The organism is Aquirufa sp. A-Brett2-W8, from assembly GCF_054558755.1.
In genome coordinates, this window is record NZ_JBPXKS010000006.1 from 144254 (window position 1) to 170764 (window position 26511).

Genomic DNA, 26511 nt, shown 5'->3' on the forward strand with positions numbered 1-26511 from the left:
TTTGATATTATTACTTTTCAATGATAAACTGATCCCGGATCTGCCCATCGGCAGCCAGCCATTTAGCGTCTAATTTTGATTTCGACACATCTAAAATCATCGATCCCCCTATTTCCGTGTTTGTATAAACCGCGGATTTCAATGGAAAACCTGGCTGGCGTCCACCTAATTTCCCACCTGAACCATTCACGATATAAATAACGCCTTGACCATTTTTGCCCACTTGATAATGATTAGGTGATTTTTCCGTGGCAAACACGTGCTTAGCTGCGTCAAACGTATCATTTATTCCAAAATGCCCGCGGATAGGCAATGTTCTTTCATAGACGTGACTATGACCGGCTAAAACGATGTCTACCTTAAATTTCTCAAAAAGTGGATTCACCTTTTCGCGCATATTTTTCATATCAGATTCGGTATCTGAATCATGCGATCCCTTAGAATAAGGTGGCTTATGAAAATAGACGATGGTGAAAGGGAGGCGATTTGCAGCTAAATCTTTGGCCAACCAATCATACTGATCGCCTTTCCCATCCATCACTTGATTTCCAGCAGTATCCCGCAATTCTGTGTCTAACGAAATAAGATGCAAAGAGCCATAATCCACCGAATAATAGGATTCAGAACGCGAGGGAATTCCGCCCGACTGCCCACCAGAAGGAAGTGAAAAAATAGTAAAATAAGGTGGCTTCGTGGGATCGTGCTTCCCAGCATAATCGTGATTTCCAGGAGAAGGATAAAGCGCTAGATAAGGGAAAAAATCTTTGCCGTAGACATCAAAAACGTATTTTTGGTATTCCTCCTCTTTCCCGGTATTATAGGCATTATCCCCTAACCAAATCCAGGCATCGATCGGCTTTGTAGCCATGAAATTTTTAACAGAAGCGGCGACGGCTTTTTGATTCGGCGTATCATAGCCAAAGTCCCCTAAAGCCCAAATCCGCACCGAATTAGGATCCCCCGCCTTCGGTTTGGTATGAAATTTGCCGCCTTTTCCCTCCGAAATGGAATAGCTATAAGTTTTATTCGCTTTAAGTCCAGCTAGTTTCAGCACATGGTCGATCACCTTGTTCGTATCCAGCGCGTCCTGATTCTGGGCATTCTCGCCTAAACCGAAACGAATACGACTCGCCGTGGGCGTCGCCGTTCGCCAGTGAATGATGACCGATTCCGTGGTCATCGATTGTAAATAAGGTCCGCGAACGATCGAATCGTTTTGGCTGAACGCAGAAAAAGAAAGTAGAAGGAGGAGGATTTTTTTCATGGCGTTAAATTAATGGTAAATGGTGAATGGTGAATGTTAAATGATTATAAAATGTTGAATGGCTAGAAAAAAGGAGATAAGAGATAGTAGAGTATAGAGTAGAGATAATAGAGTAGAGATGGTGAATGGTGAATTATCCTTCGGACTCCGGACTCATTCCCTCCGGACTGACTACTGTCTACTGTCTACTGTCCACTAAAAATTGTATTTTTCTCATATCTGCCCTCGAAAAACGAATAATTGTTTGTACTTTTAGGCTTTACTTGCTGAAAATCAGGCAGTTTATATTTATTTCCCAAGAAAAAAAAGTACTATGTCAAGTTTATCCAATCAAAAAGGAGTGTTGCACGGAGATGCGGTTCAAGAGTTATTTGAAATCGCTAAAAAAAATCAATTCGCATTACCAGCGGTTAACGTAACTGGTACAAATACAGTGAATGCAGTATTAGAAGCAGCGAAAGCGGTGAATTCTCCAGTAATCATCCAATTTTCTAACGGTGGTGGTATTTTCTACGCTGGAAAGACGCTTTCTAACGAGAATCAAGCAGCGGCGATCGCTGGTTCGATCTCTGGCGCTTACCACGTTCACCAAATGGCGAAAGCTTACGGTGTTCAAGTGGTTTTGCACACTGACCACTGCGCGAAAAAATTATTGCCTTGGATCGACGGTTTATTAGATGCTGGCGAGAAATACTTCGCTGAGACAGGACAACCTTTGTTCTCTTCTCACATGATTGATTTGTCTGAAGAGCCTTTGGAAGAAAACTTAGAAATCTGCGCTAAATATTTAGAGCGTATGTCTAAAATGGGCATGACCTTAGAAATCGAATTAGGTGTTACAGGTGGTGAGGAAGATGGTGTGGATAACTCTGACGTAGATTCATCTAAATTATATACACAACCGGAAGAGGTGGCATATGCTTATGAAGTATTGTCCAAAATCTCTCACCGTTTCACGATCGCTGCGGCATTCGGTAACGTACACGGAGTTTACAAGCCGGGTAACGTGAAGTTACAACCAGTAATTTTGAAGAACTCACAAGAGTTTATTAAAGCGAAATACAATTTGACTCCTGAGAAACCAATCAACTTCGTATTCCACGGTGGTTCTGGTTCATCTCGCGCGGAGATCCGTGAGGCATTATCTTATGGTGCAATCAAAATGAATATCGATACAGATACGCAATGGGCATTCTGGGAAGGTATCTTAGGATTCTACAAAGCAAACGAGGCTTATTTACAAGGCCAAATCGGTAACCCAACAGGTGACGATTCTCCGAACAAGAAATACTATGACCCACGTGTTTGGTTACGTAAGGGCGAAGAGACTTTAGTGGCTCGTTTAAAAACAGCTTTCGAAGACTTGAACGCTACTAATGCGAATCAATATTTGTAGTCAGTATCCAGTAATCAGTAAAAGCCGGAACTACTCAGTAGTCAGTATCCAGTAATCAGTAAAAGCCGGAACTACTCAGTAGTCAGTATCCAGTAATCAGTAAAAGCCGGAACAAAGTTCCGGCTTTTTTAGTTTTAATAGATTATAGAGTAGAGAGTGTAGAGAAAAGATAATAAATCCCGAACTTTGCACCTGACTACTGTCTACTGGATCCTGATTACTGATTACTGATTACTGACTACTGAATACTGATTACTGACTACTGGATACTGACTACTGTTTTATGAAAACCGAACTACACCCCTCCTCCTCCCGCGGAACCGCCGATCACGGCTGGTTAAAGACCGCTTTTAGTTTTAGTTTTGCTGGCTATCATAATCCGGCGAGAATTCATTTTGGTGCGTTACGCGTGCTAAATGATGACTACATTGCGGCTGGAATGGGTTTTGGCAAACATCCACATGATAATATGGAGATCGTGACCATTCCTATGAAGGGTGCGGTGGCGCATGAGGATTCGATGGGGACGAATGGCATTATTAATGCGGGAGATGTGCAGATTATGTCTGCGGGGTCTGGGATTTATCATTCGGAATTTAATGCGAGTCAAACCGAGGCTTTGGAACTATTCCAAATCTGGGTCATGCCTAAGCTGAAAAATATCACTCCGCGCTACGATCAGCGTACGTATAATCCAGCAGATTTTAAGGGGCAATGGAAGACGGTGGTTTCGCCACTGGGCACAGACATTGATTCGCTTCAAGTCAATCAGGATACCTATTTTAATATTACGGAATTAGTTGCAGACCAAAGCTTGAGCTATGCACTACACGGAGCACAGCAAGGAGCCTTTGTGTTCGTGATTGAGGGCGGAATCGAGGTCGCTGGAGAAAAACTGAGCAGAAGAGATGCGATCGGTATTTCGCAAACGGACTCAATCGAAGTGACAGCTTTATCTGCAGAAACGAAGGTGCTTTTAATCGAGGTTCCTATGGTATGGTAGATTTTACATAAGCGTAACATTCGCTTAATGAGGAGTTTACAGTGTTGGCCTATTTTTGATAAACCAAATAGGTAAACATGGGCCGACATTCTCAACCCACCTACAAAACGATCGTTATCTCAGACTTGCATTTAGGTAGCAAGGGAGCTAGAGCAGCCGAGGTAAACGAATTCTTAAGCGCACATTCGTGCCACCAACTCATCTTAAACGGCGACATCATCGACGGCTGGCAGCTAAAAAAAGGCGGCAGCTGGAAGAAGAAGCACACGGCATTTTTCCGAAGTGTGTTAAAGATGATGGACAAGTGGGATACGGAGGTGATTTATTTGCGCGGAAATCACGATGATTTCTTAGAGCAGGTACTTCCGTTGAAGATTGGGAAACAGTTTTCGATCCGCCAGGACTATATGTTGAAGAGTTTTGGCAAAAAATATTTCATCACACACGGCGATATTTTCGACAGCATTACGAGCCAAATGAAATGGCTTGCCTATTTAGGCGACATCGGCTACACGTTCTTGTTGTGGTTGAATAAATGGTATAATCAATACCGCAGCTGGCAAGGGAAACCGTACTATTCTTTATCTCAGGTCATTAAGCAAAAGGTGAAGGCGGCGGTGAATTTCATCTCGGATTTTGAGGAGAAATTAGCAGAATTAGCGAAGGCCAAAGGCGCAGATGGCATCATCTGCGGTCATATTCACAAAGCCGAAATCAAATTGATCGATGGAATCACCTATATGAATTCTGGAGATTGGGTGGAATCCTTAACGGCCTTAGTGGAAACACATAAAGGGGAATGGCAAATCATCGAATTCCCGAACTATAATTTGAAAGCAGAGTTAAACGAAATTTTAGGCGAAGCAATCGCTATAGAAGCTAAATAAAATGGGGAAATTCATATTTACCGTACAAGGAGAAGGTCGTGGGCATTTAACCCAAGCGATTTCATTTACACAGATCGCTCGTGAAGCCGGTCATGATGTAATCGGATATGCCGTGGGATCTTTTCAGGGTCGCAAAATTCCATCCTTTTTTCTGGATTTCATTGGCGATACTCCCCTGTTACAATACAATAGTCCGTCCATTATTTTTGGCAATGGAAAATCCGTTCAATTAGCTAAAACGGCGATGCAAGCGGTGACCAATTTCAAAACTTTCTGGAATAGCGCCACTCAATTAGAGTTATTCATAAATGACTTAAAGCCAGACGGAATCGTGAATTTCTACGAATCCATTACGGGATTATATAAATTAAAATCGGGATCTAAAATTCCAACGATGTCCGTAGGTCATCAATATTTGTTATTAAACAAGAATTTCGAAAGCATCCCAGATAAGAAAATCGACCGTATACTTTTGAATATGAATACGATGATCACGTCGATTGGTTCTAAGAAATTATTAGGTTTATCCTTCCGCCCGATTGACAATGACGCTAAGATTGAAGTGGTTCCTCCCCTTTTGCGTCAGCAAGTGAAAAGCATCGTACCGAAAGCGGGCGAGCGCTGGTTAGCGTATTTAACGCACTTCCGTCTATCTGAAGATATCATGAACTGGTCAAATGCGAATCCAGACGTGAAATTGGATTGCTTTTGGGATAATCCTGCTCGAAAAGAAACGTATCATTATTCTGATTCATTGACTTTCCATCCGATAGATGCGGAGAATTATTTAGCCAAAATGACGGAGTGTGCCGGTTTAATTTCGACCGCAGGTTTTGAATCAGTAGCTGAGGCGATGTACTTAGGTAAGCCCGCGATGATGGTTCCGGTACCTAATCACATCGAACAGATGATTAATGCTTTCGATGGCGAAATGTCAGGAGCGGGAATCGGTGCTTCGTCATTTGACTTAAGCATTTTCAAAAAATATTTACCCTCTCACGTTTCGGTACAAAATCAATACCAGGAATGGGTGGCTAAGTCCCAAAGCTTAATGGCAGGACACCTTTCAGAATTAATCGCACAGCCTGTTTACGTGGCTAACTTCAGAGAAAACCAAGGAACGGGTTTATCGGGTATGTTAAGCAGGCGTCGATTCCGCTGGTCGCGTTAAATAAACATAAAAAGGGAGCCTATGAAGCTCCCTTTTTTTATGATTTGTTAATAATAACTTTATCATTAATCAACATAGTAAAATTGTCTAAGACCTAATTTTGTGTAGACATTTAGTTCTATTAAATGAATAGAAGATCCCTTCTGCAAACCTTGGGATTAACCCTCGGAACCCTCACTCTTCCCACCATCGGAAGAGGAAATACCACCCCCACTCCTGAAAAACCTTTTCGAATTGCACACATAACAGATGTGCACATGATGCCATTAATTGGTGCGGCGAAAGGCTTTGCAAAATGTTTGGACCATATCCAATCTTTACCTCACAAACCAGATCTTATTATCAACAGTGGTGATGCGATTATGGATGCGCATAGAGGAGGACGGGCTATCGCTGAAAAACAGTGGCGTACCTGGAATAATGTGATCGAAAAAGAGCTATCTGTGCCTATCATTCAGTCCTTGGGAAATCACGATATTTGGGTGAAGAACGAAAGTCCAGAAAGCATTATAGAAGGCAAAAAATATGCCTTAGATGAGATAAAGGAGTCGTCTTTGTATTTCTCTAAAGACTTAGGCGATTGGCATCTGATCAGCCTAGACAGTATCAGTCCAAACGTAGAAGGAAAATGGTACACGGGAAAAATCGATGAGGCTCAAATGCACTGGCTGCAGCATGAATTAAAAGCCGTTCCTAGCCACAAACCTATCATGATTGTTTCTCATATTCCCATTTTAGCGGCATGCATTTTCTTCGATGGAAATCGCTTTGAAAATAATCAATGGAACGTTCCTGGCAGATGGATGCACGAAGATGCGAATGAACTCAAAAACCTTTTCCTACACTACCCAAATGTAAAATTAGCCATATCAGGCCATATACACTTATTGGATCGTGTCGAATACAATGGAGTGACGTATTGTTGCAATGGAGCCGTAAGCGGAGCCTGGTGGGGCGGAAATTACCAACAAACAAAACCAGGCTACGCCATTATCGATTTATATTCAGACGGTCGATTTACTAACACGTATTCCTCCTATGTTTAAAGCCTGGGTCTTTCTTTTAATTGCAGCAGGATTCGAAGCGGCCTGGACCTACTCACTAAAAAAAGTAAGTCTGAATGCCATTAAGTTTGCCATTACTGAAAATCCTTTTTTCAGTGTCACCGTAGGAAAAGAAATTGGCTATTTGCTCATTTACTTAGGATTAGGTGGCGCCAATATTTTCTTTTTATCTCTCTCTCTAAAAAGTATCCCATTAACATTAGCTATCGCCAGTTGGACAGCGATATCCCTCGTTTTCATTAAACTATTTGATGTTTTTATATTGAAAACACCCACTAACAGTCTGGAAGTCTTCTTCTTAACACTGATTATAGTGGGGATTATAGGGCTTAAATTCAGCTCCCCTAGCTAGTTCCAATGTTAAATTTTTCCATGTTACGTAAATGTTAACATAGTTTAATTTTATTTAACAATTTCTTTACATAGCTTTGATCATCACATTAAAATAAATCATTATGAGTGAAGATACTAAAAAATTGACCGACCAATTAGTGCAAGCAATCTTGCCTAAATTAAAGGGACTTTCTGAAAAAAATGCAAAGAAAGTATTACAAGAAACACATAAGTCAATTGCTTCCGTAGCTAAGAAATATAGCAAGCTAATTGCAGAGCAAGAAAAAGAGAAAGCAAAAGCGAAAGCGAAAGCTGCTAAAGAAGCTAAAAAGAAAACAGAAAAAGAGGCTAAGAAAAAAGCGAAAGAAGGCAAAAAGGTAGCGAAAGCGAAACTGTTAGCTTCCTTAATCGCAAAAGAAAAGTCTGCCGCACCAGCAGCCGCTAAAAAAGCACCTGCAGCTCCTGCAGCTCCTGCAAAGCCAAAAGCAAAACCAAGAGCACGTACTCCAAGAGCAAAAAAATAATAAGGTTATAAAGAAAAAAAAAGGGGGACGATGTCCCCCTTTTTTGTTTTACCAGAATCATCGACTAAATTTATTGAATAGGAGAATAACATTTCACCTGTCCATCACTTTCAGATGATACAATTATTAGAGGCAATTTATTAGGGCTTTTATCTGCCGGAATAAACAAGACTCCTTCTGGAGCATCCCCCGTTTTAAGTGTTAATTTATACAACGGTCTTTCCGGAATTGTGATATCATAAATCATCAAAGCATCTGTACGTTCGCAAACAATAAAGGCATACATACGATCTCCAATTTTTCCAATAGCAATACCTTCTGGCTCTGAACCTTTATCGTCTGAACGGTTATCGTCATAAAGTCCCGCTAGTATAGAACGGTGATCGATTTCATTTTTAGTGTCAAAAACTTGAGCTCCCGTAATTCCATTCCAAACACTCATTGAACGTGCGCCTAATGAATACAATTCATCGAAATCGCCGTCTCCATCCGTATCGCCCAAAGTTGTCGTGATGTTTAAGCGACCTAAAGCTGCATCCACTTTTAGTGCTGCCCCTGTAGGGAAATTAGTAGCATCTAAGTTGATATCCTTCACGCGCTTTACCTCCGCAAATTTCGCGTATTCGCGCGCATCCCCTTCGTTTGCAGTAAACAAATAAGGGATGCCATTTTTTTCATATACAGCTATCGCGTCAGGCATGTAAATACCTTTGATTTTAGCATAAGAAGAAAATTGAACTTTGGCATCTTTATCACTAAAGTCAAACGCATTATTTAAATCAGAATAATCTTTAAAGCCTAATGGGAACACATCGGTAATTGTTTGTGAAGTTAAATCCACTTTTGCAATAGCATTGTTCTCTTGTAGTGTAACCCAGGCCGTTTTCGAATCAGCTGATATGGTTACGTACTCTGGCTCAGTATCTTTAGCTAAAGATGCTCCTGGTCCAAAAACACGGAAACCTTTAGTCTTTAAAGCAGCCAAATTTGATTCAAATCCAGCAAAATTTAACGTTTTAACAGCATAACCAGCCGATACATTAATGATAGAAATACTACCTTCTGGATCGTTAACATAATCGTCTGAAGGTTCGCCTTCGTTTGCGGTCATGATGAAATTACCGTCTGGTGAAAAAGTAATCATGTCAGGCAATGACCCTACCGTAATTTGTTTAATCTCTGCTAAATCACTCGTATTAAACACGACACATTTTCCTGCTGCTTGTTTGTTCGAAGCCTCTATGGCCGCGGCCAATTTACCGTTTGAAACAGCAACGCTATTTACGTAACCACCGTAAGGTGCCATCAGTATTTTACCAAGTAAAACAGGGCTAGTTGGATTAGACAAATCCACGACATCAATGCGGTTAATGTCGGAGTTGTTTACAACGAAAAGTTTTTTAGTGGTGGGATCATAGGCCGAAATTTCAGATGCTCCTACGCCACCTAAAGTAATGGCACTAATTTCCTTGAATTGATAAATTTGAGGATCTGTTGCATAAGTCAATATGTCCTCTTTTTGGCAAGAAAACATAGTTCCCACAACCAGCAATAATAAGATTATTTTTTTCATAATTTTAGGAATTAAAAAAGGGTAGCAGAAATCTGCTACCCTTTTCATTATTTAGAACTATTTATTCAACCACATCACGTCGTTGATATCATCCTTACCAGCATACTGGCTTGTGATAGCCGCTGTGTAATTCGTAGCGTTAGCCGTTCTCTCTGTCGCTGGATAGATCCAACGCTGAGCGATACGATTCGAGTTTCCATTACCCACTCCTGAAGAGAACGCAGGGAAACCTGTTCTTCTCCAGTTGAAATAAGCTTCCATTCCTGAATTCATGAAGAAGGCTGCGTATTTTTGAGAAACAATTTTCTGGATCGCATTCGTCGCATCATAAGCAACAACTGATTGTGCATAGTACGTATCGAAGTTAAAGTTCACCGTGTACTTCGTTTGGTCAGCGGCATCTTTTGTACCCGTTTTAGAATACGTGAATGTATTAGCTCCATCTACGATACCGTAGAATGTATGAGATGCCTTGATACCTTTCTTGTACCATACCTCAGCAGAACCTGATGCCCAACCACGTGCATACCCTTCAGCGATGTTAAAGCATAACTCAGGATATCCTACGATAAACGTGTTTTCGCCTGTGTAGTTTTGGTAGTAACGTGAACGGCTTTGGAAAGAGTAAATACCTGGAGCAAAACCTGCACCATTTGTCAAACCTGCATTCTTAGCCATGTCATCTATATTATCACCAGAACCGGCTCCACGGTAAGCCGTGAAATCTGAAGGCAATTTACCTGCTTTTAAATCTGAACCAGCTGGCTCGCAAGTAATCATCACTCGTGGATCTTGAGTAGAAGTTAACAACCCTACGTAGGTAGAAGCCATATTTTGACGCGTTGCATCGAAACCAAAGTTATCCGGATTAGATGGGTATTTGTTAAATGCGTTCCAAACAAATTGCAACGACTCTGCGTTAGACGCCATCATTGGGTATTTAGTAGCATTCGATACCATTTCAGCAAACTTCGCTTTTACACCTATTTCTGCATCTGCATCTTTCTTCGATAAAGTGATCAACACACGTAAACGGTAAGCGTTTACTACTTTTTGCCATTTCTTCAAATCTCCACCAAAGTAGAAGTCACCAGAAACGTTTTCCCCTTTTGCAATCAACGTAGTTAAGTCCGCATTTGCGTCGTCTAACCACTTTAAGATTTGAATGTAGATTACTTTTTGTGAATCGTATTTAGGAGCTGTGTTTGCAATTCCCTTTAACGCATCTGTCATAGGCAAGTCACCTACACGCTTTGACATTTGATCAAAGAAATACGCGCGGAAGAATTTTCCTAAAGCAGAATATCCATTCACATCTGCTAAACCCAATTTCTTCGCTTCCTCCTCCATCTTCACAACGTTTTTTAACGTAGTGAACTGGTTAGGCATTTGGCCTAAATTATACTCATTATTTGCATAATAATTATAGTTAGAGCAATAGAACTGGTTATAACGAGCCTCCGAAGAGAATGGGCGACCATTATCATTCATTAAGTTGAATTCAACTGACTGCAACACTAAGGAAGCAGGAACTTGTACCGCGCGGTTAGAGTCTTTCTCTAACTGGTCGAACGTTTTCTCGCAACCGCTTAATGCAATTAGAGAGAAGCTCAACATACCTAAGATTATATTTTTAACTTTCATTGTTTGTAACATTTATATAAATGAAAAATTAGAATGTGAAGTTTAAGTTAACTCCGTAGCTTCTAACAGAAGGAGTTTGAGAACCTGTAGCTCCATCCGTCAGGTACTGAGATAGATCCGTATCTTTTGCTTCAGCGAAGTACAATAAGTTACGACCTACGAAAGAAACGTTCGCTCCTGAAACTGCTTTTCCAAACCACTTAGTAGGAAGCTTAACTCCCACAACCACTTCTTTTAGCATTCCGAAAGAGCGGCTCATTAAGTTACCTTCATTCGTGTTGTAATAACGACCTACGTAATCTTGAACATACGTTTTCACCGTGTTAGGAGCGAATTGTAATTCAGAGAAGTTCGTTACTTTACCGTTTGCATCATACTTGATCGCAACACCGTTAGAAACTACTACACCTTGACCTACGAATGCTTTCACACCTAACGCATCTTGTGGACGAGCTGCTGCGAAGATTCCTGTTGTAGTACCGATGTGGCGACCACCACGGTAAGCTTGCTGTTGCGTGAAGTTGATAATTTTACCACCAATACGACCATCAAATAAGATGCTTAAGCTTACATTCTTATAAGTAAACTTGTTATTAAAACCAAATACAAAGTCAGGGTTTGCATTTCCTAAGTATTGCGATTGTGTTCCAGTTAATCTTTCTGGAATACCACCTGACGTATTGATGATTTTTCCATCTGGAGTGCGAACAAAAGCTGAACCATAAATTTTATCCGTACGATCACCCACTTTTAAGAAGGTATTTAAATTCGTGATACCTGGATAAATTTCAGTTAACGTTTGCTCGAAAGTAGAATAATTCGCTAATACATCCCAGCTAAAGTCAGCCGTTTGGATAGGTGTTCCTGTTACCGAGATCTCATACCCTTTTTTCTGCGTCTTGATACCATTCACTAAAGCAGAGGTATATCCTGAAGTAGACGAGATAGGTAAAGAGAAGATCGAAGGACCGTCATTCGAGATGAAATAAGCTGCATCAATCGCGATACGGTTTTTCAATAAACGCAAGTCCATACCGAATTCCGTCTGAGAAGTCTCTGATGGATTCAAGTTCGGGTTGCTCAATTCGTTACCGTAAGCTGCACCTGTTTGGTTATTATAATAGAAACCAGTTGAGTAAACCGTATTGTTTTGGTAAGATGGACCATCATAAGGAGAATTATAGTTTTCTCCAGAATAAGTTCCTACACGGTTATCAATCGTAGATGAAGTTAAGCCATCTTTTACGTTAGCGTAAGATCCACGGAATTTCAAGAAAGAAACTACTTCTGGTAAATTCACATAATCAGATACTACTGAAACTGCTCCAAAGGAAGGGTAGAAGAAGGAGTTCTTACCAGCTGGTAACGTAGATAATTTATCCAAACGACCTGTAGCAAATACGGTTAAGAATTTCTTGTACGAGAAGTCAGCAGAATAATACGCTGAAAGCACTTGCATGTCAGAACCAAAATTACCAACCTGAACTGGGTTAGATGAGTTCGAGAAGTTATATAATCCTGGAACGTTCAAATAGTTAGTAGATGCAAACATCGACTTGTATTGGAAAAGACGTTGAGATACACCCGCGTTAATCTTCGTATTAAAGCCTGGTAATAAGTCTTTATCGAATGTTAACAATAATTCTGTGTTGTTCTCAAATAAAGAACGACGATCCTCGCGGTAATCACCACGACGCTCATCACGACTGTATGTACCTGCAGAGTAAGGGAATTTCTCTGTCCGTACCATGTCCCAAGTCGTTACTTGCGTACGTGCTAATAAGTCCAAGTTCTCGTTAAACGTGTAACGTAAAGACGCTTGACCTACGATATCTGTCTTGTAGTGAGAACGTAACCACTCGTAAGACATGAAATAAGGGTTGTTATAACGTTGGTATTCCGCATAGATTTGTTGAACACCTTCTTTACCTTTTTGCCAGTAGTTACGCATGTCATCCACGTTCCAGTCAGCACCTGCCCAATAGATAATATTGTAGATGATTGAGTTAGGACCGTAGTTTACATCTGGAATGTTAGGCGTGTATTGACGGTTATACTGTAAGTTCGACTCAAACTTTAATTTGTTAGAGAACTTGTAATCAGCCGTAATGTTAAAGTTCGTCATATTCAATTGGGTATTAGGAACAATACCTTTTTGATAGATATGAGACGTAGAGAATCGCAAGTTATACTTCTCGCCAGTTGCTGCAACCGAAATATTATTCGTAGATAAGATACCTGTTTCTAGGAAACGCTTTAAGTTGTCTTTACCACGAGCAATCCAAGGAGTGCTTGAACGTTTGCCTGTAATTGGATCCACTGGAGAATCGTATTGTGGAATTAATTGTCCGTTAAAACGTGGACCCCAACCACCATCGTAGTCACCATCGTTCAAACCACCACCTTTACCATCACCGAAAGCATACGTACCGTGATCACCAGGACCATATTCGTCTTGCACTTCTGGGATCGCATAGAAACCTGATTGCATTTGAGTAGAAGAGTTAACTTCTACTGAGAAACCGCGCTTATCAGCTGAACCACGTTTTGTCGTGATTAAGATCGCACCGTTCTTACCGCGAAAACCATAAAGTGCAGAAGCAGATGCTCCTTTTAAAACTGAATAAGTTTCGATATCATCCGGAGAGATATTCCAAGTATCTGAGTTAATCGGCACACCATCTACTACATAAAGTATAGTAGAGCTACCACGTAAAGAGATATTAGGCTTACGTAATAATTCTGGTTGTGAACCAATCGTCAAACCAGCTACGCGACCTGATAATGCGTTGATCGCATTAGGCTCACGTGCTTTAATCGTGCTAGCTCCGTCTACTGTTTGGATGGCAACACCGATTCTACGAATGTCTTTCTTAATACCTAAGGCCGTTACAACTACTTCTTGTAATTGTTTTTCGTCTTGAGATAAAACGACGTTTAGTTCTGAAACATTCCCAAAAGCAACCTCTTTGGAAGTATAGCCAATCATGGAAAATTGTAATACTTCGTTTCCTGATACTGAGATCGAATAAGCACCTTGTGCATCCGTTAACGTACCCTTAGAACTACCCTTTACCCGGATAGTAACACCTGGAACACCTGATTTCTCCTCTACGGAAGTAACCGTTCCTTTCAAACTACGCGATTGACCAAATGAGGTCATACTTACCGTAGAAATTAATGCAAAAACAAGCCAAATCAACGATTTGGGGCTCATTTTAGCAAAAAACATTTGTACATTGTTTTTCATATGAGTTAGTTTATTAAATATCTGCACAAAAGTAAGCCCGATATTTAAAGGCTATTAATCCGATAAAACAAGAAATGATTAAGAAAACGCGTCGCATATTACGCCTGTGTTATGCCTCGTTTGGGAAATAAATTTTTCAGTATAAAAACTTAGAAAAGTGCAATATATTAAAGCATAATAATTTGATTATTTAGGGTTAATAGATCGGTAATTTTGAGGTGCTAACTTACCCGCATGAAATATGTTAAATTAGTTATTTTAGATATGGCAGGCACCACGGTGGCTGACCAACATGAGGTGGAACATTGCTTTAAACAAGCTGCCATTAAAAACGAATTGCATTCTAGCGATGAGCGTATATTAGCGCTGCAAGGCTATGCTAAATTATATGTATTTACACTGCTGTGGACAGAGCAATTAGGGGAAGGGGATCCACGGATTTCAGAACTTGCCTTGCAATCCTATCAAGACTTTAAAGCTATTCTGGAAAACCATTACCGGACTCAACCAGTTTATCCTACGAAAGGGTGCATAGAATTATTCGAAGCCTTGCATGCGAAAGGAATCAAGATTGCTTTAACGACGGGTTTTTACCGCGAGGTAGCTGATATTATTTTAGGTCGTTTAGGCTGGGTTCCTTCCCTTACAGCTACTGCAGGCATTCATCTTTCTGTGACTCCAGATGAAGTGAATGGAGAAGGAAGACCTTCCCCTGCCATGATTCAGTATGCGATGGAGAAACTCGGCATTACAGATGTAGAAGAGGTAATCAATGTGGGGGATACTCCGGTTGATCTTCTCTTTGGTAAAAATGCTGGTGTTCGTTGCGCTTTAGGCGTTTGTAATGGAACCCATACCCGCGAGCAATTAGCCGCGCATCCGAATGATGGTTTACTAGATAAAATTTCTGATTTACTCTCTTATGTATAAGAACAGAAAATACGATTTAATCATTGTGGGCGGTGGAGTAATAGGCACTTATTGCGCCTATCATGCCCTTAGAAAAGGAAAATCCGTATTATTATTGGAGAAAGATGCGCAACCTTACGAAGCGAGTTTTCGTAATTTTGGGCAAGCGGTTCCATCTGGACAAGCCTTAGATTCCTGGTTTGATTATGGTCGAAAATCTTTACAAATTTATAAGGACCTACAACAGGAAACAGATATTTCTGTGGTGAAAAATGGTTCTTGGTATGTGGCATCCGATGATCAAGAAATGACCTTATTGGAGGAGATGTTACAGCTCTTTAAAGAACGTGATTATACCTCGCGTCTATACACTGCTTCTGAGACCTTAGAAATCAATCCACATTTTAAGAAGGACTATGTGAGGGGCGGATTATTTATTCCAGACGAAGCTTCGCTGAATCCACTGGTTATGGTACACCGAGTACGTGAATTTATGATTAAGCATTTAGGCTTGCATTACCAAAATCATTGTCCAGTGATAGGTGTGGAGAAAAAGCGCGGGGTGGCCATGATCAGCACGTCGAAAAAACAAACGTTTTGGGGAGATCAAGTGATATTAGCGAATGGCCGTGATACGCAATTTTTATTGCCGGAATATTATCCTGCCGAAATGCTAAAAATCAGCAAATTGCAGATGATGCGTTTGGCGCCACAAAAGAAGATTTTAAAATCCAATATTTTAACTGGCTTAACGATTCGCCGATACGATAGTTTTAAATCTTGTCCGTCTTACGCTAAAATTCACACCACTGCTGAACAAAAAGTGCTGCAAGATAAAGGCATCCATATCTTGTTTAAACAAGCGGATGATGGCTCCATTATTTTAGGTGATTCCCATGAATATGTGCCGGCGAATGATGCGGCGAATTTTGGGTTTGAAGTGTCTTCAGAAATCAATGAAATGATGTTACAAGAGGCAAAACGAATTACTACACTCGAAAACTGGACGGTCGATTCGACTTGGGCAGGTTTTTACCTACAAGGAACGCATTCAGAAGTGTATACCAAAGTCGTGGATGACGTTATCCATATTATCAATGGAATCGGTGGAAAAGGAATGACCACTTCCCCTGGTTTCACTGCAGAATACATTCAAAATCTATACGCATGAAAAAATTCATCACCCTTTGCCTAATTAGTGCACAATTATTCGCCCAAAAAACCCCTAAAAATGTCATCTTTTTAATAGGTGACGGAATGGGTGTTAGTCAAATATATGCTGGTTTAACAGCGAATCGGGGGCACCTAAATCTCGAACGCGTCAAGGTAATCGGTTTTCATAAAAACCAGGCTTCTGACAATTATGTGACAGATTCAGCGGCAGGTGCAACGGCATTTGCTACGGGGAAACAAACCTATAACGGGGCTATTGGATTAGACTCATTGAAAGTTCCTTCTGTCACTCTTTTAGAAATGGCGGAGCAAAAAGGATTATCCACTGGTCTTGTTTCTACCTGCGATATTACGGACGCGACTCCCTCTTCTTTCATTGCGCATCAATTAAAGCGCTCCATGCACGAAGAGATTGCTTTGGATTTTCTTAAGACGAAGGTAGATGTCGTGATTGGTGGTGGAAGGAAGTATTTTGAGAAGCGAAAAGATGGTTTAAATCTGCTAGATACCTTACGTAAAAAGGGGTACGAGGTGCGTCGAGAATTGAATTTAGACGGAGTCACAAAGGGGCCGCTTTTCGCTTTGTACGCGGAAGAAAATCCCATCAAAGTGATGGAAGGTCGAGGTGATGCGCTTTTAAAGTCGACTAAAAAAACACTAGAGCTATTAGGTCAAAATAAAAAAGGATTTTTCGTAATGATCGAGGGTTCACAAATCGATTGGGGTGGCCATGCGAATGATGCAGATTACGCGATTACGGAAATGGTCGACTTCGATAAGAGCATCGGTTTTGCTCTTGATTTTGCAGCGAAAAACAAGGAGACTTTAGTGATTATTACAGCGGACCACGAGACAGGTGGAATGGCGTTGATGGGCGGAAATATGAAGACTGGTGAGGTTAAAGCGGCTTTCACTACGAAAGGACATACCGGCCAAATGATTCCTGTTTTTGCCTTCGGGCCAGGGGCTGAGGCTTTCGGTGGTATCTATAATAACTACGATATTTTTACGAAAATTAAGCAGGCACTTAAGCTGGGTCAAAAGTAGATCGTAAACTTTTCATGCGAATTTAGGAAGCCCACGGATTGATAAAATGCGTGGGCTTCTTTGCGTCTTTTATTGGTGGTAACCTCTAGGGAAATCGCTCCGTGGCGCAATAATTCAGGACGCAAGGCTTCGATCAATTTTCGGCCTACTCCTCTCCCCTGGTGCGCCTTCGTCACAATCAATTCTTGAATCTCAAAAACGAGTCCTTCGTGGTGTAAAAGTGACTGTCCTTTGCAGGCTAGGAAACCGATAATCTCGTTTTCATTCTGAACTGCCACTTGCATGAGCGTGAGCGGAACACGCAGGTACTCCATATAAATGCGCATGAAAATAGCCTGATCAAATACCCGATTTTCTAACTCCTCCAGTAAGCATTTTACGCTGACTGCATCCGACTCAACAGCCTGCCTTATCGTGTATTCCTCTTTCATATTATTAAATAATTACCCCCAGGTAAAATCTAGTTTAAATCGCCCTATTGGCCTTTTTTAGGCCTATTATAAGCCCTAAATTAACATAAATAATCGAATAACTATGTCTAGCGCAATCGTCGAAAAAATCATCACCTTATTTAACGATCAAGGAGACTCTGAATATGGAGGAGAGCCTGTCACACAAGGGGAACATGCTTTGCAAGCTGCGTATTTAGCTTTAGCCGAAAAGGCGCCGACTAGTTTAGTCATCGCTTCGCTATTACACGACATTGGTCATTTATTGCATGCGCTACCAGACGATGCGCCGGAGCAAGGAATTGATGATTTGCATGAGGAATTAGGCAATCGATTTTTAATCAAGTATTTCATCCCAGCTGTTTCCGAACCCGTGCATTTACACGTGGCTGCAAAGCGCTATTTGTGTGCCGTGGAACCGGACTATTTTGCCCTACTGAGCGAGCCTTCGGTTCTAAGCCTACAGTTACAAGGTGGGCCGATGTCAACGGAAGAATGCCAGGCATTCGAAGCGAATCCCTACCACAAAGATGCGGTGCAATTGCGTCGCTATGATGATATGGCCAAAGTTCCTAATCTCAGCGTGCAACCCATCGAATTTTACGCTACATTCTTACAGGAAAACCTGAAATGATCCAAGCGAACACAAAAGCTTGGAGATGGTATCCCGCCTGGTCGATGATTGCCGCCTTTGGTTGTTATTTCTGTGTCTATGGATTTCGCAAACCCTTTACTGCGGGCACTTATGAAGAACAATTCTTTTTGGGAATCCATTGGAAATCCATCCTCATTTCCTCCCAAATCGCGGGCTATATGCTCTCTAAATGGTGTGGCATATTCTTAGTCTCCTCCATCACCTGGGAGAAAAGAGCGAAAGCGATTATTATCAGTATTATTATCGCAGAACTGGCGCTTTTAGGTTTTGGGCTAGTGCCAAAACCCTACAATTTAATCTTCTTACTACTCAATGGCCTTCCGTTAGGAATGATCTTCGGTTATATCCAAGGATTTTTAGAAGGCAAAAAGAATACCGAATTATTCATCGCCGCCTTAGGCAGTAGTTTTATCTTAGCCGATGGCGTATCTAAATCGGTGGGAGTTTCTTTATTAAACTGGGGCGTGGCGGAAAACTGGATGCCCTTTGCGGCAGGTTTGATTTATGCTTTACCCTTTCTATTTTTTGTCTGGATGCTAACGCAAATTCCTCGCCCTACAGCGGAAGAGGTGGCAGATCGAGCAGAGCGTCAACCTATGACGCAAAAGGATCGCATTCAGCTGGTAATGCAGTTATGGCCTGGGATAATTGCCATCTCGCTTCTTTATTTATTCGCGGCTCTTTTGCGCGGGATTCGATCTGATTTTGCTCCTGAGATTTGGCACTATTTAGGCTATGAAGGAGTGCCGTCTATATATTCCCAAACAGAGATTTGGGTGACTGTGGGAATACTCGTAATCAATGGAAGTTTAGTGCTCATAAAACGTAATTACCTGGCCTTCTTCATTAGCCTTTCAGCGATTGCGACGGGCTATTTATTATTAGTCATTGCTGGATTGTGGGGGGTGAACTCGATGAATAGTTTTTGGCTAATTGTACTAACCGGATTCGGTATCTACCTGCCTTATTTAATGATTACAACCTCCGTGTTTGAACGCCTGATTGCGATCACTAGACACAAGGCTAACATCGGATTCTTGATGTATATCGTAGACTCGGTGGGCTACCTAGGATATAATGTATTATTAATTGCGGCAGGTTTTATTTTTCCAAATTGGAACCTACCGCAACTCTTTTTCTCTTGGATTACGATCTTAGGGTTTGCAGGACTTGCGCTTTCCGCCGGATCGTGGATTTATTTTACCCAAAAATTATCCCGTAATCCAACGGAAGAATAAGAATAATGCCGCCGAAAGAACAATCGTAACAGGCATAGTTAGAATCCAAGCAAGGACAATATTTTTCACCGTATCCCCTTGCAGGTTTTTAATACCACGTTGCGCCACCATCGTTCCAGCGATACCCGAACTTAATACGTGTGTCGTACTTACAGGCCATTTATAGGCCGTAGCTAATCCAATTGTAAGTGAAGCAATTAATTCTGCTGACGCACCTTGAGCATAGGTTAAATGGTCTTTACCGATCTTCTCACCAATCGTCACTACGATACGTTTCCAACCAATCATCGTTCCTAATCCAAGGGACAAGGCGATCATCCACATGACCCAGTTCGGCGCAAAATCAGTCACACCAGCCATGCCAGTAGCTGAGGAAGCACCAAAAGTAAAGAACGGTGCTTTCGAGCCAGCCGTAGCCGTCTTCCAGGTATGTTTATCAGTCTCTGAAAGAGCAACCGATTCACTTTCAAGTAATTTCTTCGAATGCTTATTAATCGTTAAGGCTGCTTTACGTATAGCGAATTTTTGATCTGTTGATAAGGTAGACGGATTTAAATTTTGTGCGGTGATTACGGCTAAATCAGCTGACGAATTTTTCAATTCAACTAAATTCGCGCGTTCCTTTTCTGAAAGCGGCAACGCATCAATTTTAGCCGTGATCGTTTGAACCGTGGCTAAACTTGACTTAATCATTTGCATGTCTAAGGAGGTGTTGATTGCAAAATAACCAGGCAAGAAGGCGATCAAAATCACCATCACTAAACCAATCCCTTTTTGACCATCATTACGGCCATGGAAGAAAGAAACCAAGGTACACGTCGCAATTAAGATCGAACGAATCCACAACGGTGGAGGTGATTTCTTCTTAGGCTCTTTGAAAATATCCTGGTTCTTCACCGTCTTTTTCAAGATATACATTAACACGATAGCTAGAGCGAAACCAAACAAGGGAGAAAGCAATAAGGCCTGTCCCACTTCAATGACTTTATCCCAATTTAAAGCTGAAACTCCTTTATTAGAGGCCTCTCGCAAAAGCGTATGGCCTAATCCTACGCCAATAATAGAACCGATTAAGGTATGTGAACTAGAAGCTGGAATACCAAAATACCAGGTTCCTAAGTTCCATAAAATCGCTGAAATCAAGAGAGAAAGCGCCATCGCCATGGAATGGTAGACATTTGTATCGACGAGTAACTCCGTGGGGAGTAATCCAATAATACTCATCGTCACCCCGACCCCACCGGTTAATAAACCAATAAAATTCATGAATCCTGACCAAACAACTGCCTGCGTAGGACGCAAGGAATGCGTATATATAACAGTCGCTACGGCGTTCGCTGTATCGTGAAAACCATTCACAAATTCAAAAGCACATGCGGCTAATAGACAGAAACAAAGTAGGAAGAACAACGTAGGATCTAATCCGAACATAAAACTAGTATTATATATAAAACTCAATTTACTAAGGTACACTTCTAAACCAAATTCAATGTTAAGGAATTGTTAAATAGCTTTTCGTTTATATAGCTACCCTTATCCCACAAATTTAAACAGCTAAAATAAAGCTGGAATAATGTGCAGATTATCAAATCAATAAAACAAGAAATGCTGGGGAGAATCTCCTCAGCATTTTCTGTATTACACCAATATATTATCTTTACAAAGCTCCGGTCGAAACCCAAGTCTTTTTTTGTTTATCGTATTTCAAATACTTATCCGGCCATTCTACATAATGTTCCATGGATAAATATTCGTCTAATTTCCCCTTCTTCATTAATTCTCTAAATAAGAATGATCCGCGTTCCGTCACTAACTCTTCGGTGAAATGAGGCGTGTTAACCACTTCCTCAAAGTTTTCGGGCTGTAAACTCCCCTCTTTTAAATTGAATTTACCGACCACTCCGCGACGTAATTCTTTCGAATTAGCTACCGGTCTGCTTAGCAAAAAATAACAGTCACCATTATCTGATTTGGTCAATTTGACAAAATGATAGAGTGGTAAACGACTGACGTATTCTACTCTAAATTTTTTTTGAAACCTCGTGTCAACGTTTGCATAAGTTGCACTTTCTGAAACGTAGGTAATCACATTAGTTAATAAGGTATCTCGGTCAGCATCCGAGAAATAATATTCGGCTTCATCCTTCGAATGACAAGCAGAAAAAATAAATAAACTGATGAATATTGGTGCGAGTATTTTTTTCATTGGTGTGTAAAAAAGGTCGTGTAGAAATTCTCTACACGACCTTTAATCAAAGACTTACTATTTGATATAAAGTACTGAGTTAGGAGAATATTCAGCCCAACCTGCAGTCCAATCTGTAGCATTAAATGCTCCAATATAATCTGTAGCAGTCATACCTGTTAAAGTAGGTAGAGCTGTTCCAATTAATGACTCAGAACCACCCGCAGTTAAAGTTAACGTAGGACGAGCTGACCAAAGAGCAGATGAAATACCTGTGTTAGCCGTAGTACCAAGAACTTTGTTTCCTGCGATTGCATTAAACCATGCTGTTGCGGTAACACCTGCACCAATTTCAATTGGCTTAGTAGCTACAGTACCAGTAGCACTAGTTTTAGCGATTTGCTCTTCATCAGCAACAGCAACACCAAAACCATAAATGTTAGCGTTTAATGAAGTGAATCCAGACGTTCCCCAACCAGAAGTACCAGCAATAACAACGTTTTTAACTACTATATCACCGTTTGCTGCATTCGTTTTTGCGCTACCTTTTTGGCTATCAATATATAAACCGGTAGGGTAACCTGTAATAAACGTATTGTAAACTTTCAATTTGCTATTACGACGTAATTGAGCACCGTTTTGGAAGTTATTATCTAAATAAGATGAAGACGTTCCTTTAGCTCCAATAATAGAAATATTAGCAAAAGTTGCAGCTGTAAAAGGTGTTGCACCATCTCCTGCTGAATTATTATCTACTTCAAAACCATTCGATCCAGAGGCATCCGCTAAGTTACCATCACGGTATCCTAAACCAAATTGAACGTTTCCTACATACCCGTTATCTACATCAAAGTCATCATCTGTACCTTTATATGCGATTAAGTATTTTGCATTTACCGTTCCACCAAACCACTCGAATGAATCATCTAAGCCAAAAGAAGCTTGGATATACTCTAATGTAGTACCTGAACCTACTGAACCCATCGTTAATGAGTTGATCTCTTGGTTTGGATTCAATGGAATACCGGCGTACTCGATACGTACATATTTCATTGAACCTGAATTGTCGTCTGAAGCTGTACCACCATGGAAACCTTTGTAACCACCTTCTAATTCAATTGTACCAGTTAAGTTGTTTGGTGCTTTACCACAAATAACAACTCCACCCCAATCTCCTGGAGCACGGCTACCTACACCTTCAGCAGATGTAAATACGATCGGCGCTGATGCAGTACCATTAGCGATCAACTTAGAACCACGTTGTACGATTAATGTACCTTTAGTTCCCTTATCTCCAATAATTACTGTTCCTGCTTCAATAGTCAAAACACCAGTTTTAGTAATTGTACCAAAAACTGCTTCTTCACCTACACGTACATAACCCTTCAAACGGTAGATTTTGTTAGCAGTCCAAGTCACGTTACCTTCGATAACACCTTCTACTTCCACAATTGTCTTAGGAGGGATAGCAGAAACTGTAACTGGAATAGCTACTAATGAAGAAACTTGGTTCTTGTTATCTGTTACTTGAATAGTAAAGTTAACCGCAGATCCTGCAGTACCATCAATTACGTAATCCTTGATGTACTCATACGTTTTTTCGCCAGCTAAAACTTTAGAATCAAAAGCAGCACCGTTCTTTAAAACTGTGATAGACTTGATACCTGCAGGCGCATTGATAGTTGCCTTCACTTGCACGGTTGCACCGATAATACCCGCTAATGTTCCTGAAGAACTAACGGTAGGTAGAGGGAATACTTCCTCTTCTTTTTGGCATCCTGTTAATGTAACCGCGCAAACGGCTAAAACAGCGAAAACCTTAAACATAGATGTTTGTAAAAGTTTCATTTGAATTAATTTTTAGATAGTTGTTTAAAATTTAAATTATTAGTTTGCAAATGGTGAAATGACGATACCTAATGAGATCACACGACCCGGTGCATAAGACTGGATGATTTGATCTTTCCCTTTATCAAAATTATTATCTTGGTTACCATCCTGTAGGATATAATTATCCTGGTTTAATAAATCCGTTACCCCTCCTTTAATCATAATCGTTTTAGAAATCTCTTTAGAGAAATTAAAGTCAATCACGTTTCTAGGCATTTCATACCAATCAGGATATGGTGAACCAAAGTTGTTACCTACCGCGAAAATGCGTTTACCAATGACGTTGTAATTAAAGTTGACTTGTAAGCCACGCTTCGAATCATTGTAATTCACCCCAGCATTAATGATGTAAGGGGATTGACCTTGCAATGGACGATTATCCGATTGATCTTTTGCAACACCATCCTCTAACTTAACTCTACTGAAAATATACGTACCGTTAAACACTAAACTAGTTTTACCTAAAAACGAAGACGGACTTGTAACGTTTAAGTTCTTTCTAAACTCTGCTTCTAGACCTGTTGAATAAGCTGATTTAGCATTAGAGAAATTAAGTATTGGATTTGCCCCTGAAGCAAAAACTACCTCAATTGGATTAGTAAAGTCCTTATAGAATGCTGCAATGCTAATTAACTCAGAAGGAGTAGGATAGAATTCATAACGGAAATCAAAGTTTTGAATATCTGCGTTCTTTAAAGTAGGATTACCTGATACCGTTCTATTATTTACGAAATCATAGAAAGAAAAAGGAGCAAGCTCTCTAAATTCAGGTCTATTCAATGTCTTACCATAAGCTAAACGAAGAAGTGATTTCTCCGAGAAGTTATAGGTTAGGTTCATTGATGGCAATAAATCTAATCGTGTGTTGTCATAGTTGATCGCCTTACCCACCAAGTCAGCTGAATTTAATTTTTGACTATTCTGCTCAGCACGAACACCAGCAATTACATTAAACTTCTTCCCTAAAGCGTAGTTTGCTGAGGCGTACGCTGCAATTAAATTATTTGTTGCCTTGTAGGAATCATTGGGATTTGTTTGCTCATCTATTTTGATTCCTGTAGAAGAATTAAAATTTTGTGGATTAAATAATTGATCAATAGGTAAAGTGGTTTGGAAAGTAGGCGTTGATTTGACATACCCTAAGTTACGTGCTCCAAAATTTCTAGCTTTATCCTCATAAAACAAGCCTGTCTTAAATTCCAACTCCTTACCTGATTCCTTAGAACCGACGGCTATTTTTTTGATTAAATTCCAAGCCCCAGTATAGGAATACTCATCCAAATTAATGTACGTACGCCCTAATAGGAAGGTTTGAGCAGCACCATTGGGGATGAATAAACTAATATTAGCACCCCCTGTATTATAACGGAAACGCTTATAATCAGGTTGATTTCTATAGGCTGAGTTATAACCAACCATCCAATCTGTTTTTAATGTACCATCCTGAAACTCGTAGCGACCTGTTAATTGACCCGTATAAATACCTCGGAAAACTTGGTCAAAAGAACGAATATCCCATTGAGAACCATTGTCAAAACCTTCGCGCTGTATGTATTGGGTATTTGCTAGTTGATTAAATAAATTTTTAAATTCTAATACAGAACCACCAGGCAATTTAGCAGACCAGTTGTGAGAAATACCTACGCGAAGAGCGTTTGTGAATTGATTATCAACGAATGTAAAAACTTCGTCAGGTTGGCCTGTAGTACCAATTTGTGAGTATCCCCAATCATTACGCTCCATCTTAAAAATCGAACGAGTATTTGAAAAGTTGATGGCTGTTACATTTCCGATTTTTGTTCCGCCTAAATTAAATTTCAGACCTCCCGCTAAAGATGCTCTCAAGTCTGGCAATGCATTTGATTGAACAGGTAACCAATTGTTCTTTAAAGATGATCCTATTACATCTAATCCGGCTGGAGATGATCCAATTAGTGCAGATCTAGATGCAGGAAAAGATTTAGGCAAATCAAAATACCCTTGGTCAAAACCCGTCCAAGATAAATTAGCATTTTTAGTTGAATAGAATTTTTCGCCTGTTGTTCCCTCTCTATAAGAGCTAGAAACATCTAGAGTTAAATAATTATTTTCTGGAATCGACTTCGTAAAGATTTTTACTACACCACCTGCGAATTCACCTGGAATTTCTGCTGAAGGAGATTTGAAAACTAAGATGCGGTCGATTTGGCCGGCTGGAATGATATCGAATGAGAAAGAACGAACGTCTGTCTCCATCGATGGAGCAAAGGCGTTGTTCAATTGTACTGTGTTATAACGCTCGTTAAGACCACGAATGTTAATGAAACGCTCTCCGAAAATAGTAACACCCGGAACACGCTTCACTACTTCTGCCGCTGTACGGTCTAAAGTCTTAGTGATTTGCGCGGCTGAGATACCACTTACGACTAATTGGGATGCTTTGATTTCTGAGATAACCGAAACTTCCGTGTTCGTTAAGCGTTGTGCTACGACTTTTACTTCAGCTAAAGTAGAGCTAGTTTCTTGAATGTCTAAGTTCAAATCAGTTACCTGACCTGCTTCTACTTTAACTCCTTCATAAATTTTAGAATCGTATCCTACATAGGAAATCTTTAAAGAATAAGATCCTACTGGAAGTTTAGCGAACGAGAAAAACCCGTTAATGTCTGTTGCAGCGCCTTTGTTAATGCCTTGCACTAAGATGGTAGCTCCGATGATGTCTTCTTTTGTTTTTGCGTCCTTAATGGTACCACGAAGGGTTCCTTCTTGCGCTAATGCCGCTGTTGAAAGCGTAAAGAATAAAATGATAAGGTTGGTTAACTTGAAAACTGATTTCATAAAAGTTTTGATACTGGTGATTTTTTTCATCACAAAAGT

At 40.4% G+C, this 26511-nt stretch carries 21 protein-coding genes; 12 read left to right on the top strand and 9 right to left on the bottom strand.

Going from position 1 to position 26511, the window contains the following annotated elements; all coding sequences use genetic code 11:
• Positions 1-10 precede the first annotated feature (10 nt).
• On the bottom strand, positions 11-1264 hold the full coding sequence (locus ACST13_RS07065) for a metallophosphoesterase (RefSeq protein WP_459522495.1): 1254 nt from the start codon (positions 1262-1264) through the stop codon (positions 11-13).
• Positions 1265-1577: 313 nt separating this feature from the next.
• On the opposite strand from ACST13_RS07065, the gene fbaA reads away from it, so the two are divergent.
• From fbaA to ACST13_RS07100, 7 genes are all read left to right on the top strand, one after another.
• Positions 1578-2660, top strand: a complete 1083-nt coding sequence (gene fbaA, locus ACST13_RS07070; RefSeq protein ID WP_459522496.1) for a class II fructose-bisphosphate aldolase — start codon at positions 1578-1580, stop codon at positions 2658-2660.
• A gap of 283 nt (positions 2661-2943) precedes the next feature.
• Positions 2944-3663, top strand: a complete 720-nt coding sequence (locus ACST13_RS07075) for a pirin family protein (protein ID WP_459522497.1) — start codon at positions 2944-2946, stop codon at positions 3661-3663.
• Between the two features lie 77 nt (positions 3664-3740).
• Positions 3741-4550: a UDP-2,3-diacylglucosamine diphosphatase gene (locus tag ACST13_RS07080; protein WP_459522498.1), complete on the top strand. Its 810-nt coding sequence runs from the start codon at positions 3741-3743 to the stop codon at positions 4548-4550.
• Between the two features lies 1 nt (position 4551).
• The gene (locus tag ACST13_RS07085) at positions 4552-5721 is read left to right on the top strand and encodes a glycosyltransferase family protein (protein WP_459522499.1); all 1170 of its coding nucleotides are present in this window, start codon (positions 4552-4554) and stop codon (positions 5719-5721) included.
• A 125-nt stretch (positions 5722-5846) separates the two neighbouring features.
• Positions 5847-6767: a metallophosphoesterase family protein gene (locus ACST13_RS07090; protein WP_459522500.1), complete on the top strand. Its 921-nt coding sequence runs from the start codon at positions 5847-5849 to the stop codon at positions 6765-6767.
• Positions 6760-7137, top strand: coding sequence for a DMT family transporter (locus tag ACST13_RS07095; protein WP_459522501.1), 378 nt, complete (start codon positions 6760-6762; stop codon positions 7135-7137). The genes ACST13_RS07090 and ACST13_RS07095 overlap by 8 nt, the downstream gene beginning before the upstream one ends.
• Positions 7138-7240: 103 nt before the next feature.
• Positions 7241-7642: a hypothetical protein gene (locus ACST13_RS07100; protein ID WP_459522502.1), complete on the top strand. Its 402-nt coding sequence runs from the start codon at positions 7241-7243 to the stop codon at positions 7640-7642.
• A gap of 70 nt (positions 7643-7712) precedes the next feature.
• Here ACST13_RS07100 and ACST13_RS07105 read toward each other — a convergent pair whose 3' ends face one another.
• From ACST13_RS07105 to ACST13_RS07115, 3 genes are read right to left on the bottom strand one after another with little or no spacing between them, the layout of a single operon-like run.
• Positions 7713-9215, bottom strand: coding sequence for a choice-of-anchor I family protein (locus tag ACST13_RS07105; RefSeq protein WP_459522503.1), 1503 nt, complete (start codon positions 9213-9215; stop codon positions 7713-7715).
• Positions 9216-9272: 57 nt separating this feature from the next.
• On the bottom strand, positions 9273-10859 hold the full coding sequence (locus tag ACST13_RS07110) for a SusD/RagB family nutrient-binding outer membrane lipoprotein (protein WP_459522504.1): 1587 nt from the start codon (positions 10857-10859) through the stop codon (positions 9273-9275).
• 28 nt (positions 10860-10887) lie between these two features.
• On the bottom strand, positions 10888-14109 hold the full coding sequence (locus ACST13_RS07115) for a SusC/RagA family TonB-linked outer membrane protein (protein ID WP_459522505.1): 3222 nt from the start codon (positions 14107-14109) through the stop codon (positions 10888-10890).
• Positions 14110-14343: 234 nt separating this feature from the next.
• On the opposite strand from ACST13_RS07115, the gene ACST13_RS07120 reads away from it, so the two are divergent.
• From ACST13_RS07120 to ACST13_RS07130, 3 genes are read left to right on the top strand one after another with little or no spacing between them, the layout of a single operon-like run.
• Positions 14344-15039, top strand: a complete 696-nt coding sequence (locus ACST13_RS07120) for an HAD family hydrolase (protein ID WP_459522506.1) — start codon at positions 14344-14346, stop codon at positions 15037-15039.
• Entirely contained in the window at positions 15032-16189 is a 1158-nt protein-coding gene (locus tag ACST13_RS07125; protein ID WP_459522507.1) for a TIGR03364 family FAD-dependent oxidoreductase, read from the top strand. Before ACST13_RS07120 ends, ACST13_RS07125 begins: the two co-directional genes overlap by 8 nt.
• Complete coding sequence (locus ACST13_RS07130; RefSeq protein ID WP_459522508.1) at positions 16186-17238, top strand: alkaline phosphatase; 1053 nt, start codon at positions 16186-16188, stop codon at positions 17236-17238. The genes ACST13_RS07125 and ACST13_RS07130 overlap by 4 nt, the downstream gene beginning before the upstream one ends.
• On the opposite strand, the gene ACST13_RS07135 is transcribed toward ACST13_RS07130, so the two are convergent.
• Positions 17229-17669, bottom strand: coding sequence for a GNAT family N-acetyltransferase (locus tag ACST13_RS07135; protein ID WP_459522509.1), 441 nt, complete (start codon positions 17667-17669; stop codon positions 17229-17231). The two genes, ACST13_RS07130 and ACST13_RS07135, sit on opposite strands and share 10 nt — an antisense overlap.
• Before the next feature lie 103 nt (positions 17670-17772).
• Here ACST13_RS07135 and ACST13_RS07140 point away from each other — a divergent pair, with 103 nt between their 5' ends.
• Both ACST13_RS07140 and ACST13_RS07145 read left to right on the top strand, forming a co-directional pair.
• A complete protein-coding gene (locus ACST13_RS07140; protein ID WP_459522510.1) occupies positions 17773-18321 on the top strand; it encodes an HD domain-containing protein in 549 nt (182 codons plus the stop codon).
• The gene (locus ACST13_RS07145) at positions 18318-19580 is read left to right on the top strand and encodes a DUF5690 family protein (RefSeq protein ID WP_459522511.1); all 1263 of its coding nucleotides are present in this window, start codon (positions 18318-18320) and stop codon (positions 19578-19580) included. Before ACST13_RS07140 ends, ACST13_RS07145 begins: the two co-directional genes overlap by 4 nt.
• On the opposite strand, the gene ACST13_RS07150 is transcribed toward ACST13_RS07145, so the two are convergent.
• The 4 genes from ACST13_RS07150 to ACST13_RS07165 all read right to left on the bottom strand — a co-directional run bounded on the left by ACST13_RS07150 (position 19554) and on the right by ACST13_RS07165 (position 26472).
• Entirely contained in the window at positions 19554-21011 is a 1458-nt protein-coding gene (locus tag ACST13_RS07150) for an inorganic phosphate transporter (RefSeq protein WP_459522512.1), read from the bottom strand. The two genes, ACST13_RS07145 and ACST13_RS07150, sit on opposite strands and share 27 nt — an antisense overlap.
• 226 nt (positions 21012-21237) lie before the next feature.
• On the bottom strand, positions 21238-21786 hold the full coding sequence (locus ACST13_RS07155) for a hypothetical protein (protein ID WP_459522513.1): 549 nt from the start codon (positions 21784-21786) through the stop codon (positions 21238-21240).
• 57 nt (positions 21787-21843) lie between these two features.
• A complete protein-coding gene (locus ACST13_RS07160) occupies positions 21844-23613 on the bottom strand; it encodes an Ig-like domain repeat protein (RefSeq protein ID WP_459522514.1) in 1770 nt (589 codons plus the stop codon).
• A 39-nt stretch (positions 23614-23652) separates the two neighbouring features.
• On the bottom strand, positions 23653-26472 hold the full coding sequence (locus tag ACST13_RS07165; protein WP_459522515.1) for a TonB-dependent receptor: 2820 nt from the start codon (positions 26470-26472) through the stop codon (positions 23653-23655).
• Between the last annotated feature and the right edge of the window lie 39 nt (positions 26473-26511).

Excerpts from the sequence above, each read along its gene's own strand:
- ACST13_RS07065 (WP_459522495.1), bottom strand. The coding sequence starts at position 1,264 with ATGAAAAAAATCCTCCTCCTTCTACTTTCTTTTTCTGCGTTCAGCCAA.
- fbaA (WP_459522496.1), top strand. The coding sequence starts at position 1,578 with ATGTCAAGTTTATCCAATCAAAAAGGAGTGTTGCACGGAGATGCGGTT.
- ACST13_RS07075 (WP_459522497.1), top strand. The coding sequence starts at position 2,944 with ATGAAAACCGAACTACACCCCTCCTCCTCCCGCGGAACCGCCGATCAC.
- ACST13_RS07080 (WP_459522498.1), top strand. The coding sequence starts at position 3,741 with ATGGGCCGACATTCTCAACCCACCTACAAAACGATCGTTATCTCAGAC.
- ACST13_RS07085 (WP_459522499.1), top strand. The coding sequence starts at position 4,552 with ATGGGGAAATTCATATTTACCGTACAAGGAGAAGGTCGTGGGCATTTA.
- ACST13_RS07090 (WP_459522500.1), top strand. The coding sequence starts at position 5,847 with ATGAATAGAAGATCCCTTCTGCAAACCTTGGGATTAACCCTCGGAACC.
- ACST13_RS07095 (WP_459522501.1), top strand. The coding sequence starts at position 6,760 with ATGTTTAAAGCCTGGGTCTTTCTTTTAATTGCAGCAGGATTCGAAGCG.
- ACST13_RS07100 (WP_459522502.1), top strand. The coding sequence starts at position 7,241 with ATGAGTGAAGATACTAAAAAATTGACCGACCAATTAGTGCAAGCAATC.
- ACST13_RS07105 (WP_459522503.1), bottom strand. The coding sequence starts at position 9,215 with ATGAAAAAAATAATCTTATTATTGCTGGTTGTGGGAACTATGTTTTCT.
- ACST13_RS07110 (WP_459522504.1), bottom strand. The coding sequence starts at position 10,859 with ATGAAAGTTAAAAATATAATCTTAGGTATGTTGAGCTTCTCTCTAATT.
- ACST13_RS07115 (WP_459522505.1), bottom strand. The coding sequence starts at position 14,109 with ATGAAAAACAATGTACAAATGTTTTTTGCTAAAATGAGCCCCAAATCG.
- ACST13_RS07120 (WP_459522506.1), top strand. The coding sequence starts at position 14,344 with ATGAAATATGTTAAATTAGTTATTTTAGATATGGCAGGCACCACGGTG.
- ACST13_RS07125 (WP_459522507.1), top strand. The coding sequence starts at position 15,032 with ATGTATAAGAACAGAAAATACGATTTAATCATTGTGGGCGGTGGAGTA.
- ACST13_RS07130 (WP_459522508.1), top strand. The coding sequence starts at position 16,186 with ATGAAAAAATTCATCACCCTTTGCCTAATTAGTGCACAATTATTCGCC.
- ACST13_RS07135 (WP_459522509.1), bottom strand. The coding sequence starts at position 17,669 with ATGAAAGAGGAATACACGATAAGGCAGGCTGTTGAGTCGGATGCAGTC.
- ACST13_RS07140 (WP_459522510.1), top strand. The coding sequence starts at position 17,773 with ATGTCTAGCGCAATCGTCGAAAAAATCATCACCTTATTTAACGATCAA.
- ACST13_RS07145 (WP_459522511.1), top strand. The coding sequence starts at position 18,318 with ATGATCCAAGCGAACACAAAAGCTTGGAGATGGTATCCCGCCTGGTCG.
- ACST13_RS07150 (WP_459522512.1), bottom strand. The coding sequence starts at position 21,011 with ATGTTCGGATTAGATCCTACGTTGTTCTTCCTACTTTGTTTCTGTCTA.
- ACST13_RS07155 (WP_459522513.1), bottom strand. The coding sequence starts at position 21,786 with ATGAAAAAAATACTCGCACCAATATTCATCAGTTTATTTATTTTTTCT.
- ACST13_RS07160 (WP_459522514.1), bottom strand. The coding sequence starts at position 23,613 with ATGAAACTTTTACAAACATCTATGTTTAAGGTTTTCGCTGTTTTAGCC.
- ACST13_RS07165 (WP_459522515.1), bottom strand. The coding sequence starts at position 26,472 with ATGAAATCAGTTTTCAAGTTAACCAACCTTATCATTTTATTCTTTACG.